Source organism: Clostridium sp., from assembly GCF_017888565.1.
In the GTDB taxonomy this organism is placed as follows: Bacteria; Bacillota; Clostridia; order Clostridiales; family Clostridiaceae; genus Clostridium.
Map to the genome: position 1 here is coordinate 115,956 of NZ_JAGHFX010000018.1, position 16,542 is coordinate 132,497.

Below are 16,542 nucleotides of genomic sequence, written 5' to 3' on the forward strand. Positions count from 1 at the left end.
AATTCGTAATAATAGATGTGGTAACGAATGAAAAACAAAGTGGAGGAATTGTTAATGTTAGAGAAAATATTTAAATTTCAAGAACGTAATACTAATGCAAGAATAGAAATAACTGCAGGTATAACTACATTTATGACAATGGCATATATTTTAGTTTTACAACCTATGTTTATGGGAGCAGCTGGAATGGATGTAGGAGCAGTTACAGTTGTTACTGCTATATTATCAGCGGTATTTAGTATATTTATGGGTATATATACAAATTTACCATTTGCCTTAGCACCAGCTATGGGAAGCAATGCATTCTTTGCATATACTTTAGTTGCAGGTGGAATAGTTAACTGGGAAACTGGATTAGGTATGGTATTTATTTCAGGAGTAATATTTATCCTTTTAACTGTGCTTGGGCTTAGGGAAGTTATAGTTAATTTAATTCCTAAGAATATTAAATATGCAATTGGTGTTGCAGTTGGCTTTTATATAGTTTTATTAGGATTTAAAAATGGAGGCTTAATGAGCCTTGAAGGTGGAAGTATTGCTATGGGAGATGTTAAATCTCAAGGAGTTTTACTTACTATAATAGGTTTAGTAATAGTAGTATTTTTACAGGTTAGAAAAGTAAAAGGTGGAGTTTTAATTGCAATTATATTAACTACTATAATTGGTATTCCAATGGGAATTACAAATGTACCAGAAAGTTTAATTACAATGCCACCATCAATAGAGCCAATAGTATTTAAGCTTGATATATTGGCAGCATTAAAATGGAGCTTTTTTCCACTGATGTTTACATTCTTTGTTGGAGATTTCTTTTCTACTTTAGGAACATTACTAGGAGTTTCTGCAAAAGCAAATCTTTTAGATGAAGAAGGTAATTTACCAAATATAAACAAACCATTTTTGGTTGATGCAATTGCAACAGTAGTCGGAGCATTATTTGGTTCTACAGTTGTTACAACTTATATTGAGTCAGCAGCAGGCGTAGAAGAAGGTGGAAGAACTGGATTTACAGCAGTTGTAGCAGGAATTTGTTTTGCATTAACAATGTTTATTACTCCAATTGCAGGAATGATACCAAGTGAGGCAACAGCACCAGCTTTAATATTAATAGGGTTATTAATGATTACAGGTGTTAAAGATATTGAGTTTAATGATTTCACAGAAGCCTTCCCTGCTTTTGCTACAATAGTATTTACAGCATTTACTTCAAGTATTTCAAATGGTATAAGTATAGGAATTATTTCTTATATGGTAACAAAAGTTATGGCAGGAAGGTTTAAAGATTTAAATTGGGGAATCTATATATTATCAATTCCGTTAATAGCATATTTTATAATATAGGAGATATAAGATGAAAATTTTACCTAGGGACAAAAAAGGACTAATTGAAGCAGCAATAGGAAAGAGACCTTGTGATTTAGTTATAAAAAATGCAAATATAGTTAATGTTTTTACTGGAGAAATATATATTGGTGAAATAGGGATCTATGATGGATTTATTGCGCATATAAGTACAAGCGTTGATAATAGAGATATGGAAAATATAGAGTCTAAGAAGTACTATGATGCAGAAGGTCAATTTGTAATTCCAGGACTTATAGATAGCCATATACATATAGAAAGTACTCTTATGACACCAAGAGGCTTTGCAAGAGAAGTTATACCATATGGAACAACTACTGTTGTAACAGATCCTCATGAAATTGCTAATGTTCATGGAATAAGAGGAGTTAAATATATGCACGATAGCAGCGAAGGTCTGCCGATGAGGCAGTATGTTTTAGCACCATCATGCATTCCGGCTGTTTTAGGACTTGAGAATTCGGGAGCAGAGTTTTTTAGTGAAGAGATTGAAGAGCTTCTTAAATTAGATAGAATCATAGGATTAGGGGAAGTTATGGATTTTGTAGGAGTTATCGAAAATAGCGATAGAATGGTTTCTATATTAAACGAAGCTGAAAAAAGAGGTAGCTTTATACAAGGACATGCACCATTCTTAAGTGGAAGAATGCTATCGTCTTATTTATGTGGGGGAGCAACTACAGATCATGAGAGTAGGACGTCTCAAGAGGCTAGGGACAAAATTAGAAATGGAATGTATGTAGATGCAAGAGAAAGTTCTATATCTAAAAATGTTAGCGAAATAGTTAAAGGTGTAAAAAACTTTAGATATTTAGATAATTTAACATTATGTACAGATGATAGGGAAGCAGATGAAATAATTAAAAATGGACATATAAATGATGTTGTTAAAACAGCAATAAATTCAGGACTTGATCCTATAGATGCTATAAGATGTGCAACTTTGAATTCAGCAAGAGAAATAGGCGTTACTAATTTGGGGGGGATAGCGCCAGGGTATGTAGCTGACTTAGTAATATTAGAAAGTTTACATGATATGAAGGTCAAAGCTGTAATATTTGATGGGAAGTTAGTTGCTGAAAATGGAAAACTAATTACTGAAATAAGTGATAAGATGTTTGATTTAGAGACAGAAAATTCTGTTCATATAAGTAATTTATCTTTAGATGATTTTAAATTAAAAGCTCAAATAGAAAATGGAGAAGCTAAAGTTAACGTAATAAAATATAATAGTCAATTATCTTCGGCTACAGAAATCATAGAAGAAGTGGTTACTATTAAAAATGGAACTGTAGTACTTGATGATAAGGATGATTTAAAATTTGTTATAGTTATTAATAGGCATGGGAAGTTAGATACAAAATCTATTGGATTAGTTAGAGGATTTGGGATAAATAAAGGGGCAATAGGAAGTACTATTTCTCATGATAGTCATAACCTAACTATAGTTTATAGTGATATAAATGAGGCAATGAAAGTTGCAGAGGATTTAATATCCATTGGTGGTGGAATAAGCTGTGCAGTAGATGGGGAGATAAAAGAGCATATTCAATTAGAAGTAGCAGGACTTATGACAAATAAAAGAGCTTCTGAAATAGCTATAGTTGCAGAAAGAATGAAAGAAGTACTTAGAAGTATAGGATTAACAGAAATAAAAAATCCACTTTTAAGAATTGTTACATTAGCACTTCCAGTAATACCAGAAGGTAAGATGTCAGATTTAGGTTTAATAAATGTAAATAAAAAAGAGATAGTTAATATCTTTAAAAAATAATAAAAATATGGATATCTTCAAAAAAGGATAAGTTTGATTTGAAGATATCCTATATTTATTTTGAATATTAAAGTTGATATGCGAGCATTGTTTAAATACTATCATGCTGATAGTATTATTTAGGGCTTAATCTTATGAAGAATATTAAATCGGGGTGAAATTTTTGATGATTATAGTGAAAAAGTCGGTGAGACTTATATTGGGATTTTTATTATGCGCAAGTTCAACAGTTTTTATGTTAAATTCTAATTTGGGATTATCTCCATGGGATGTTTTCCATCAAGGAATATCAAATGTAACAGGAATCACTATAGGACAAGCCAGTATATTAACTAGTGTATTGGTTGTTTTATTAGGAATACTATTAAAGCAAAAGATTGGTATAGGAACATTACTTAATATATTATTTGTAGGAAAGTTCATAGATATTATTAATGAAAGCAATATAATACCTGTAGCAAATAGCTTATTTTGGGGAATTATAATGATGATAATCGGTATGTTTGTTATGGGATATGGATGTTATTTATATATAGGATGTGAAATAGGCTGCGGACCAAGAGATGGAGTAATGATAGGATTAAGTCAAAAACTAAATAAGCCAATTAAGATAGTTAGAGGCAGTATAGAAATATCAGTATTAATAATAGGATTTTTTCTTGGTGGAACTGTTGGATTAGGAACATTTATAAGTGCTGTTGGACTGGGGTATTGCATGCAGGTAATATTTAAGATATGTAAATTTGATGTAGTAAATATTAGGCATAAAGCAATAATGGAAAGTTTAGAGGTAGTTAATATTTTTAATAAGTAATAATATGGATATCTTCAAAAAGACAATTATGATTTGAAGATATCCTATATTTATTTAAAGCACCTAATTTGGTGTTTTTTTATATAAATATTGAATTTATTTAGTATAATTAAGAAGAAAAAACTAAAAAAGTTTTACTGATTGGAAATATATGTTAGAGTTTTGCTGTAGGAATCATAGGTAATTAAAGGGAATATATAATAAAAAGGTTTGAAAAAATAATTATAAAAAGAGGTAAGTTATGGGTGAAATTCAATAATTTTAATATGATAATTTACATCTAAAATAAGTATAATTATTGTTAGTAAACTAATAAATTAAGGAGAAAATAATGAAGAAAAAATATATTAGTATTCTTATTGGAGCATTAATACTTAGTTCTTTTATAGGAGTTTATATATATAAAAATTACAAAATAGATTCTAAAGAAGGAATAACAAATGTTGTAAAAAAAAATAAATATGATGCATCAAAAGAAGTAAATGAAGCACAGGAAATTTTTGATATTACAAAAAAATCAGAGGTTATAACGAATATAGATACTAAATCAAATATAGTTTCTTTATCATTTGAAGGAATTAATAATAAAGAAACTATGGAAAAGATATTAGATTTACTAGAAAAATATAATGTAAGAGCTACTTTTTTTATTCCGGGAGTAGAAGCAGCAGAAGATTCTAGTATAGTTGAAATGATTAAAGAAGGTGGACATGATATAGGAAATGGAACACTTTCAGGAATTAATAATATGGAGAACTTATCAAAAGAGGAATTGATTTTAGACTTTGCTACTACTAATAAAATTTTAAAGTCAATTGTAGATAAAGATATAGAGTTATTAAAATGCAACTCAACAGTTTATAACGATAATGTGTTAGCAGCGGCCTTTGCATCAGGAAATAAATATGTTGTTAGTACAGATCATTATTTAAGCTATCAGAGCTTTAAAAATTATGAGCAAGCCTATGGGTATGTAAAGAATTTATCAAATGGAACTATTTTATCTATAAAATTAGATGGTGTTCTTAATGATTTTGAATATAATAAAGAAATTATGGATAATAAGCCAGCAGTAGATAAACAAGCAGGCATAAAAGAAAATTCAGTAAATAAAGAAGATGAAAGAACTATTGATGAAATAGTAGAATGGATACTAAAAGCTATTAAGGAGCAAGAAAGAGTAGCAGTTAAGTTAAAGGAATTCCCAAGTATTAAAAAATATAATGAATTAAATAATATGGGGATTTATAATAATGAATTATTAAATAATGATATTCTAAATGGTTCATCTATGGAAAATATAAATAATAGCAATAATATTAATAGTGGTAATTATGAAGACAACAAAAATGATGTAGACAAGATTAATTTTAAAGAGTTAATAGATAAAAATAATGGTAGGCTTTCTCCTATAGTTTCAAGGTTTTATACAACTCAAGAAGCTTTATCATACACATTTAGAGGATTAAGTAATGAGAGTGTATTGGATAATGTATTAGAAAGCCTTGATAAGTGTAACGCAAAAGGAACATTTTTTGTTACTAAAAATGAAATAATAAAATATCCAGATAGAATAAAAAAAATAATAAGAGCTGGACATGAAATTGGAAATGGAGGAATAACAGTTAGCTCTAATTTATTAGATAAAACTATTGAAGAAATATGTAAAGAAATATATGAAGTTGATAAGCTATTAAAAGAAAAAGGTATATACACTAACTCATATATGTCTGGATATGGATATTCAAACTCTAAGGTTCAGGAATCCATATCGATAATAAACAAGATTGAAGGACTTGAAAATTATGAATTGATTACTTATACAAAGGCACCTATTATAAGTAAATATAAAGATATGAATGCAGATCAAATTATAAAAGACTATTTTAACGTAAATTCATATGTTTCATTAAGTAAAGGTGAAATAGTATATTTTAGGCTAGATTCTGATTTGTTTAAGGATAATACTGTAATTTCAAATTTAATTGAAATATTAACAGATAACTATGTAAAAAATGGTTATGCCCATAAATATAATAAAGAGCTACAGGCATATGATTTAGTTAAGAAGCCTTTAAATTACTCAGTAGTTGAATTGAAAGATATACAAAGTAATTTTGAAAGGTATAATATTTTAACTAATATAAGACCCATGGAGATGAGGTCTTATGATGAAGCCTTAAATATGATGAAAACTAACTATATAGGAAATAAAGATGTTAATTTAGAAGATTTTAGTGATGATGAAAAGCTAAATATTGATAAAGATGGGACTATAGACACCAATGGAGAAAATGTAATATTTTTTACATTTGATGATTGGGGGGGAGATCCAATAGTAAATGAAATATTAGATGTTTTAAATAAACATAATGTTAAAGCAGGATTTTTTGCTATTTCAAAATATGTAGATATAAATAGTGGTATATCTAATATTAATCCTAATTTACTTAGAACTATTGCCTTAAATGGACATGATATAGGAAGTCATAACTATAATCATGAACTCTTAGATACTAATAAATCGGAGCTGGAAAAATCATTAATTAAGTCTTATGATGTTATGTCTAATATAATAGGGGATTTGAATTCATTAAGACAGTATTTTAGGCCACCAACATTATTACTAAAAAAGGAAGGTTTGGCAGCGGTATTTGAAAGTGGATATAAATATGCGATTAGTGGGAATATTTCTACTCATGATTATGAAAGTACTTCTTCACAAGAAATTTTAGATGCAATTGAGCCAGGATTAGTAGAAGGAAGAGGTAACATAATTGTAATGCATATGAATAATCAAAGCTATTATACTGCAGAAGCTATAGATAAATTTCTTACTAATAATGAAAATGGAGTTTATGGAACGAAGTATAAAATTGCTAAGTTAAGCGATTATTTAGAATAGTAAAAGTATTAGAAAAGGAGTTTAAATAGTGAAGTTTAGTTATAAAAAAAATAAGAATGACACAGGTATTATTAATGATATTCTTTTGAGGCCACGTAGGGATAGGAGATTACTATCTAATGTTCCAGATAAGGAGAGGATCAGAAAAGGCGTTGATCGTAGAGGGCAAAAGATATTAGATGAATCTGTAAGTGATTCGAATACATTTATTGATAGAAATAAAGCAGGAATAAGATATCTAATGCAAACTGATATTAAGATTAGCTGCAAAAGTTCAAAAGAAAATTTTAAATTTATAACAAAGTCTATAGATATTTCTACTACAGGAATGTTAATAGAATTACAAGATAAAAAACAATTAGATATGATTAATGGAGCAGATAAAGTAAAATTGCAGTTTAAAATATTACCTGGAGCTATGCCAGAAGGGTATGAAATGAAGGTAAATATAGATGCCAAAAAAGTTAGAAGTACAATTGATGAGAATGGTAAAATACTTTGTGGAATAGAGTTTTTAGAAACACTATCAGAATATTCTAATAGAAAAAAAGATAAATATTTTTTATTCATATCAAGTTTAATATTATTTTTTATAAGTCTTTTTATAATTTTAATGAGGGCTGAAAGTATAATTTATTTTAAATTTAATAGATGGCTTTATTTATATAGTATAATAGCTGCTGTATTTTTATTAAGTAGATATTTATTTGGTGCATTATATAAACCAGTAAATATAGATACTAGCTATACTCCAGGTGTAACGATAATAATTCCTTGTTTCAATGAAGAGGAATGGATACAAAGAACAATTTTAAGTTGTATTAATCAGGATTATCCAATTGACAAGTTAGAAGTAATAGTGGTAGATGATTATTCACATGATAGATCAGTAGAAAAGATAAAAGAGATAGTAGAAGAGTTAAAAAGGGAAAAAAGATTTGATGTTGAAAAAAGATTGAAGTACATTGTACAAGAAAAGAATATGGGAAAAAGAGAAGCCTTATGTACAGGAGTATTAAATGCAAAGCATGACTTAGTAGTATTCGTTGATTCAGATAGCTTTTTAGATCCTTTTGCAATTATTAACTTAGTGCAGCCCTTTAAGGATCCTAAAATGGGAGGTGTGTCAGGTAGAACGGATGTTGCTAATACATATACAAATACTTTAACTAAAATGCAATCAGTTAGATATTATATTGCTTTTAGAATAATGAAAGCAGCAGAAGCATACTTTGATGCGGTTACATGTTTATCAGGGCCACTTTCATGTTACAAGAAACAAATAATTATAGATAATATGGAAGCTTGGAGAAATCAGAAATTTTTAGGGCAAAGAGCTACATTTGGTGATGATAGAGCAATGACTAATTTTGTATTAAGTAAATATAGAACTAGCTATCAAGATACAGCCATTTGTTCTACTATAGTACCTAATAAATATAAAGTATTTTTAAAACAGCAGATGAGGTGGAAAAGATCTTGGCTTAGAGAATCTATTATTGGTGGAAAGTTTATGTGGAAGAAAGAACCTTTTATGTCCTTATTCTTTTATATTGGATTATTTGTACCTTTAGCAGCCCCAATAGTAGTAGTATATAATCTTATTTATGTTCCAGTAGTTCATAATGTGTTTCCAACAACTTTTCTTGTTGGTGTATTAATGATGGCTTTGATGATGAGCTTTGCGCAAATGTTCTTTAGAAAAAGTACTACTTGGATATTTGGGTTACTATTTTGTTTATACTATGAAGTTGTATTACTTTGGCAAATGCCTATAGCTTGGGTAACATTTTGGAAATCAACATGGGGAACAAGAATGACTCCAAGTGATGTAGAGGCTAAAAGGAAAAAGGAGCAAAAAAAAGCTACAAAGAAATTTAATAAAAAGGGAGGAATTAAAAATGAAAAATAATAGATTTTCTCCTGAGAAAAAAGATAAGATAAAGGTTTTAAGAGGAACATTTCAAGGAATAATATTATTTGTGTTATTAATAGTAATTATAAAGTCTGTTTTTACGTTCTCAGAATATAAGCCTTATGATTATAATGAAGCAGCAAATACTGAAGATAAGGGATTTATTGCTGTATCATATTTTGGAGTAGATAGAACAGGAGATGATACATTAATAAGTACTGAAGTATTAGAAAAGCAATTAAAAGCCTTAAATGATAATGGATATGTGACAATAACACAACAAGATATTCTAGATTATTATATTAAGGGAAAGGCTTTACCTAATAAATCATTATTTTTATTATTTGAAGATGGTAGAAGAGATACAGCTATTTTTTCACAAAAGATTATGGAAAAATATAATTATAAAGCTACAATGCTTACTTACGCAGATAAATTTTCAAAAAATGATCCTAAGTTTTTAATGCCAAAAGATTTATTAGAATTAGTTGATAGCTCTTATTGGGAACTGGGAACAAATGGCTATAGACTTGGATATATAAATGTTTTTAATAAAGATAATAAATATTTAGGACAGTTAACTTCGCAAGAGTTTTCAAAGATATCAGATACAATTAATAGAAAGTATAACCATTATTTAATGGACTTTATAAGAGATGAATATAATATTCCAATGGAAACCTATAGTGAAATGGAAGAACGTATCAATAACGATTATAAAGAATTATCAAAAATTTATACTAAAGAGTTTGGAAATGTACCAAATTTATATTCTCTTATGCATTCAAATACAGGGCAGTTTGGAACAAATGATAAAGTGAGTTTAATAAATGGTAAATGGATTAAAGAGTTGTTTAGTATGAATTTTAATAGGGAAGGCTATTCTTTAAATACAAGGGATAACTCAATTTATGATTTAACAAGAATACAGCCTCAAGCATATTGGTCAACTAATCATTTATTAATGAGAATATTGGATGATACTAAGGAGAATGTAGAATTTATTGTTGGAGATGAAGAAAAAGCAAGGAATTTCAAAAAAGTAAAAGGAGAAGCAGAATTTATTGATGATACTATAATATTAACATCATTAATAAGGGATAAGGGGCTTATAAAATTATTAGATAGTGATAATTATAAAGATATTAAAATTTCATCAGAGTTAAATGGAAATGTAATAGGTTCTCAAGCTATATATTTTAGAGCAAGCGATGATTTAAAAGATAGTTTGTGTGTTAAGCTTGTTAATAATACTATTGAGGTTATAGAAACCTTAAATGGAAGTAAGGAAATATTATTTTCATTGGATTTAAAAGATAATAGGAGTATTGATGATATTGATATAAAAGATCCAGGTAGTAAGAAGATAGATATAGTTATAAATGATAACAAGCTTAACCTGATGGTAGATGGAAAACTTATAGTAGATGGATTAGAAGTTAGAAATACTAATAAAGGTGCTATTTACCTAGAATCAGCATGGGGAGAATATGGATACAGTCAAAGAAATATAGCTGATGATGTATATGACGGAGTATTCAAAAAGTTTAATGTATCTGAAATAAATGATACAATATTATATGATTCATCTTTAAAAGGATTGGATCTTATAAAATATAATGTAAGGATATACTTTAATAAGGTTATAAATTGGTTTGTAAAACATTTATAAACAAGAGGTAAAAATGAATATTAAAGAAAATAAAAGAAAAATAATCTTAATAGGAATTATTATCTTATTAGTTGGAGCCGTATACTTAAAAAGCGTATTGGTAAAAGATAATAGTATCGAAAATCCAAATAAAATTCCTCAGGAGAAAAATTACGATACTTTTCAAAATATAGATAATTTATCTTCATGGATAGTGTATTGGGACTTAAATGTAGATAGCGAAATAAATATGCTAAATAAGAAGTTGAGTAGTATTTCATATTTTGCAGTTAATTTTAATCAAAATAATGATTTAGTTATGCCTGAAAAATTAAAAGCATATTATGATAAGAAGACGGCATATAATTATGAAAAATATATAACGATCGTAAATGATGTAGTTAATGATGATGGTACATCTTCACTAAAGAATAAAGAGATATTAAATATTTTACTTAGTGACAAGTTATCTAGAGAAAATCATATAAATGACATAATTGATTTAGCTAAAGAATATGGATTTGATGGGATAGAAATTGATTATGAGCAAATTAAAGATGATTTATGGCTATGGGAAAATTATATATTATTTATAAATGAACTATATAGCAAAGCTTTAACAAATAATTTAAAATTAAGAGTAGTTTTAGAACCTAATATCCCTATAGATAAGCTTAATTTTACTGAAGGACCTACATACGTAATCATGTGTTATAATTTGCATGGATCATTTAGTAAAGCTGGAGAAAAATCAAACAAAGAATTTATTAAAGAATTAATTGATAAGATGAAGAAAGTTCCTGGAGCAAAAAGTTTTGCAATTCCAACTGGTGGATTCGATTGGAAAGATAATGGTAATACTAAATCAGTATCAGAGATTGAAGCTAAGCAAATATTGAATGAGTATGGCATAGAAGCTAAACGAGATGATAAAAGTAAATATTTATATTTTAATTATACGGACAAAGAAAATATCAATCATGAAGTATGGTACGCAGATCAAGTTACATTAGAATATTTATCTGAAGTTATTATAGAAGAAGGGTATGATGTTAGCTTGTGGAGATTAGGCGGAAATTTATTTGATAAATAAGATATGAAAAAGAGAGTTATGATTTTAATAACTCTCTTTTTAAATAAGTATAGATATAAATATTAACAAATTACTTTTTATAATATTAATAAGTAATGATTTATGGATATAATCACAAAAATTTTCGAAAAATTAAGAATATATTTTTATAAAAAATATTGGTATAATAAAGTAACAATATGTTACAGAAATAAAACAAATTATAAAAAATGATATTTGTTTTATTAATTTATAAAAATAGGCTTTATCTAAAAAAGTATTGTAAAATTATATTAAAGTTAGTTTTAAAAGAATTAATGTAGGGGGATAAGATATGTATAAGGTAGAAATAAATGGAGTTCAAATGAAATTTATAAGGGAATTCTTCGATAACTTTGAGGATGATAAGGTTAAGCTTACAGTGCTTGATGATAGCAATAGAATAAAAATAATTTACTCAGCAGAAACAGGTTTAACCGCTAAGGAGTTAGAATCTTATTTAAAATCAGAATTTAAAACAAAATCAAAATATGGAATGAGTCTTTATTATACAATTCAAGTAAAATAACATATTGAAATAAAATTAAGCTTATTTTTATAAATAGGAGGAAAAAATAAATGAAGTTTGCAAAGGATTTTTTATTTGGAGCAGCATCTGCATCATATCAAGTAGAAGGAGCATGGAACGAAGATGGAAAAGGTCTTTCAAATTGGGACGTATTTTCTAAGATTCCAGGAAAAACTTTTGAAGGCACTAATGGTGATATTGCAATCGATCACTATCATAAATATAAAGAAGATATAAGACTGATGGCAGAAATGGGATTAGAGTCATATAGATTTTCAATTTCATGGCCTAGAATATTACCAAATGGAGTAGGTGAAATAAATCCAAAAGGTATAGAGTTTTATAATAATATAATAAATGAATGTCTAAAATATGGAATAGTTCCATTTGTAACCTTATATCATTGGGATTTACCACAAGTTCTAGAAGAAAAGGGTGGATGGATAAATAAAGAAACTATAGATGCATTTTTAAATTACTCTGAAATTTGTTATAAAGCTTTTGGCGATAGAGTTAAGCATTGGATTACATTTAACGAAACAGTAGTATTTTGTGGATTAGGATATCTAGCAGGAGCTCATCCACCAGCTATAGTTGGAGATTTTAATAAGTATTTCCAAGCTACCCATAATGTATTTTTAGCTCATGCAAAATCAGTTGATTTATATAAGAAGTTAAAACAATATGGTGAAATAGGAATTACTCATGTATTTTCTCCAGCCTTTAGTATAGATGATAAAGAAGAAAATATATTGGCAGCTAATCATGCAAATGAAATCGATACGCATTGGTTTTATGATCCGATATTAAAAGGTGAATATCCTAAATATGTTGTAGATATAATCACTAAACATGGTGTTAAAATTGATTGGACAGATGAAGAGTTAGAAATAATTAAAAATGTCGCAGATAAAAATGATTTTATTGGACTTAATTATTATCAGCCTCAAAGAGTAATGAAAAATAATATAGACGAAGAAGTTGAAAGAAACAGAGAAAATTCAACGGGAGCCCCAGGAAATCCATCATTTGATGGTTTTTATAGAACTGTTAAAATGAATGACAAACAATATACTAAATGGGGATGGGAGATATCTCCTGAAGCATTTTTAGATGGATTAAGAATGCTTAAGGAAAGGTATGGAGATATAAAAATATATATAACAGAAAATGGACTAGGAGATGAAGATCCTATTATAGATGATGAAGTTGTTGATATACCTAGAATTAAATTTATTGAAGCGCATTTAAAAGCTGTAAAAAATGCTATTAAAGAAGGAATAAATATAAAGGGATATTATGCATGGTCAGTTATTGATTTACTGAGCTGGTTGAATGGATACAAAAAACAATATGGATTTATATATGTAGACCATAAAAATAATCTAAATAGAAAGAAAAAGGCTTCTTTTTACTGGTATAAAAACATAATAGAAACCAGAGGAGAAGATATTTAATTATAATAAAATATACTATATTTAAATGGCTGAAGTCTTAAATAATATAGATTTTAGCCTTTTGCAAATCATTAATAATATACTAAGTAGTTTTAAATACAAAATAATGAGCAAATTTACTATGTATTAATAGTATATAAGAAATAAGTGAAAAGTTATTTCGATAAAGGAGATGAGTAATGTTTAGCTATAACAAAATACAAAATTTAAATGAATTAGAATTATCGTTATATAATTATATAATGAAAAATAGTGAAAAAGTAATTTATATGAGAATAAGAGAATTAGCAAACGAAGCTCATGTATCGACAACGACAATTTTAAGGTTTTGTAAGAAGTTAGACTGTGAAGGATTTTCAGAATTTAAATTAAAATTTAAGATGTATATAGAAGAAGGTAAAGAAAAGCACTTAACTGATAATACATCAATGATAATCGATTTTTTAAAGAAAGCGCAAACTAAGGACTATAGAGAAAAGATAGATAAAGTTTGTGATGTATTAGATAAAGCTAATACAATAATATTTGTTGGAATAGGATTTTCGGGCATACTTTCGAAGTATGCTGCAAGGTATATTTCTGCAATAGGAAGAAATGCCGTATATATAGATGATCCATTTTATCCAATTAATATTAAATTCACAGAAAATTATGTGGCTATTGCATTTTCTGTTTCTGGTGAAACACCAACTGTAATAGAACATATAAATAATTTAAAACAAAAAGGATGTAAAGCTATAAGTATTACTAATAATGAAGATTCAACTTTAGCAAAAATATGTGATATAAATATTGGATATTATGTTCAAGAAGAAAAGAATGGAGAGCATGATATAACTACACAAATTCCAGCATTATACATTATTGAAACCGTAGGTAGGAAATTATATAGAAATTATAAAGGATAGATGTCAAACATCTATCCTTTTATAATTAAAAAAACAAATTATATATATCACTATGTGAGAGCTTTATAGCTTATTATAAAGAAATGTGGTGTTATTATTTTAGAAATAATAACACTTAATTATTGACTTAAATCCATATTTTATTTAAAACAAATTGTTATATTTATGGAACAAATTATATAAGCTGAAAGTGTGTTTTTTTAAGATTTGAAAATGATTACAATGGCTATTTAGTATTATATAATATAATAAACAAGCAAGAGAAGGAGGTGGGAATCTTGATTCATAAAAAGTTAGATAAATTTAAAGAGGGTTTTTTATGGGGAAGTGCTTCAGCAGCATATCAAGTTGAAGGGGCTTATAATATTGATGGAAAGGGATTAAGTATTTGGGATACCTTCACTGAATTGCCTGGTACAACTTATAAAGGAACTAATGGAAAGGTTGCCGTAGATCATTATAAGAGATACAAAGAGGATGTAGCTTTAATGAAGGAGATGGGATTAAAAGCCTATAGGTTTTCAATATCATGGAGCAGAATTTATCCAGAAGGAAGAGGTAAGGTAAATGAAAAAGGATTAGAGTTTTATGATAGCCTTATAAATGAACTTATTGCTAATGATATAAAACCTATTATTACAATCTATCACTGGGATTTGCCACAACATCTCCAGGATCTGTATGGAGGATGGGAGTCTAGAGAAATAATAGATGATTTTAATAATTATTGTATAACTCTTTATAAAAGGTATGGAGATAGAGTTAAGTATTGGATAACTCTAAATGAGCAAAATATATTTATAATTTTAGGATATAAGATAGGAATACATCCGCCAAAGGTACAAGATGATAAAAGGATGCTTAAAGCAAACCATATTGCAAGTCTAGCAAATGCAAAAGCAATAGAATCTTTTAGGCAATACGTATCTAATGGAATGATTGGTCCAAGCTTTGCTTTTACTCCTAATTATGCTTATACATGTAAGCCGGAAGATGTTTTAGCAAGAGAAAATGCTGAAGATATGAATTGTCACTGGTGGCTAGATGTATATTGTTTTGGAAACTATCCTGCTTTCGCATTAAACAGATATGAAAAAGAAGGGATAGCTCCAGAAATTGAAGATGGAGATTTAGAACTTTTAGAGAGAGGAAAGCCTGATTTTATAGGAATAAATTATTATAGAAGTGAAACTGTGGAGACAAACCCGATAGATGGAGTAAGTAATTTTGAAGAAATAAATACATCTGGAAAAAAGGGAACATCTAAGGATTATGGTATTCCAGGAAATTTTAAAACTATAAGAAATCCTTATTTAGAAAGAACAAATTGGGATTGGGAAATTGATAATACAGGGCTTAGGATAGGGATAAGAAGAATAAATAGTAGATACAGATTACCAATATTAGTAACTGAAAATGGTTTAGGTGAATTTGATAGGCTAGAGGATAACGATATCATAAATGATGACTATAGAATAGATTTTATAAGAAATCATATTTTAGCTTGCAAGGAATCTATAACAGATGGGGTAGAGTTATTAGGCTACTGTACATGGTCTTTTACAGATTTATTAAGTTGGCTTAATGGTTATCAAAAGAGATATGGCTTTGTTTATGTAGATAGAAATGAAAATGATGAAAGGGATTTAAGACGTATTAAAAAGAAAAGTTTCTATTGGTATAAAAATGTGATAGCTACTAATGGAGAGGAACTTTAAATGTTTAGATTTTAATAAAGATTAAACATAATTATATTTAAATAAGTTTTAGGAGGAGTTATTATGAAAAATATTTTATTAGTATGTGCAGCTGGGATGTCTACAAGTCTTTTAGTAAATAAGATGAATGCAGCAGCAAAAGAGAAAGGAATAGAAATTAATATTGAGGCTTTACCAGTTTCAGAATGTTCAAGTGTTATAGATAAAGCTGATATAGTTTTATTAGGGCCACAAGTAAGATTCCAAAAACCACAAGTAGATGCATTAGTTAAAGGAAGAATTCCAGTAGAAGTTATAGATATGAGATTATATGGAACAATGAATGGAAAAGCAATATTAGATCAAGTATTAAAAACTCTTGGAATTTAACAAGAGGTTTAATAAATAAAAAAATATAA

Annotated in this window: 12 protein-coding genes; all 12 read left to right on the top strand. The window is 27.8% G+C overall.

All coding sequences use genetic code 11. The annotated features are described in order from the left end of the window. Positions 1-54 precede the first annotated feature (54 nt). The 12 genes from J7M87_RS03740 to J7M87_RS03795 all read left to right on the top strand — a co-directional run bounded on the left by J7M87_RS03740 (position 55) and on the right by J7M87_RS03795 (position 16,513). On the top strand, positions 55-1,341 hold the full coding sequence (locus J7M87_RS03740) for an NCS2 family permease (RefSeq protein WP_291648790.1): 1,287 nt from the start codon (positions 55-57) through the stop codon (positions 1,339-1,341). 10 nt (positions 1,342-1,351) lie between these two features. Next, the gene (ade, locus tag J7M87_RS03745) at positions 1,352-3,136 is read left to right on the top strand and encodes an adenine deaminase (protein WP_291648791.1); all 1,785 of its coding nucleotides are present in this window, start codon (positions 1,352-1,354) and stop codon (positions 3,134-3,136) included. A 166-nt stretch (positions 3,137-3,302) separates the two neighbouring features. Next, positions 3,303-3,950 (top strand): hypothetical protein, encoded by a 648-nt coding sequence (locus J7M87_RS03750; protein ID WP_291648793.1) that lies wholly within the window; start codon positions 3,303-3,305, stop codon positions 3,948-3,950. A gap of 331 nt (positions 3,951-4,281) precedes the next feature. Beyond that, positions 4,282-6,855: a polysaccharide deacetylase family protein gene (locus J7M87_RS03755; RefSeq protein WP_291648795.1), complete on the top strand. Its 2,574-nt coding sequence runs from the start codon at positions 4,282-4,284 to the stop codon at positions 6,853-6,855. Positions 6,856-6,883: 28 nt separating this feature from the next. Beyond that, a complete protein-coding gene (locus tag J7M87_RS03760; protein WP_291648796.1) occupies positions 6,884-8,767 on the top strand; it encodes a glycosyltransferase in 1,884 nt (627 codons plus the stop codon). Beyond that, positions 8,757-10,442, top strand: coding sequence for a glycoside hydrolase (locus tag J7M87_RS03765; RefSeq protein ID WP_291648799.1), 1,686 nt, complete (start codon positions 8,757-8,759; stop codon positions 10,440-10,442). The genes J7M87_RS03760 and J7M87_RS03765 overlap by 11 nt, the downstream gene beginning before the upstream one ends. 13 nt (positions 10,443-10,455) lie before the next feature. Continuing rightward, a complete protein-coding gene (locus J7M87_RS03770) occupies positions 10,456-11,514 on the top strand; it encodes a glycosyl hydrolase family 18 protein (protein WP_291648801.1) in 1,059 nt (352 codons plus the stop codon). Positions 11,515-11,827: 313 nt separating this feature from the next. Next, entirely contained in the window at positions 11,828-12,061 is a 234-nt protein-coding gene (locus J7M87_RS03775; RefSeq protein ID WP_291648803.1) for a hypothetical protein, read from the top strand. Between the two features lie 50 nt (positions 12,062-12,111). Further along, entirely contained in the window at positions 12,112-13,518 is a 1,407-nt protein-coding gene (locus J7M87_RS03780) for a GH1 family beta-glucosidase (protein ID WP_291648804.1), read from the top strand. Positions 13,519-13,697: 179 nt separating this feature from the next. Further along, the gene (locus tag J7M87_RS03785) at positions 13,698-14,426 is read left to right on the top strand and encodes a MurR/RpiR family transcriptional regulator (RefSeq protein WP_291648806.1); all 729 of its coding nucleotides are present in this window, start codon (positions 13,698-13,700) and stop codon (positions 14,424-14,426) included. Positions 14,427-14,704: 278 nt separating this feature from the next. After that, positions 14,705-16,144, top strand: coding sequence for a glycoside hydrolase family 1 protein (locus J7M87_RS03790; RefSeq protein ID WP_291648809.1), 1,440 nt, complete (start codon positions 14,705-14,707; stop codon positions 16,142-16,144). Positions 16,145-16,207: 63 nt separating this feature from the next. Then, the gene (locus tag J7M87_RS03795) at positions 16,208-16,513 is read left to right on the top strand and encodes a PTS sugar transporter subunit IIB (protein ID WP_291648811.1); all 306 of its coding nucleotides are present in this window, start codon (positions 16,208-16,210) and stop codon (positions 16,511-16,513) included. Positions 16,514-16,542: the final 29 nt, after the last annotated feature.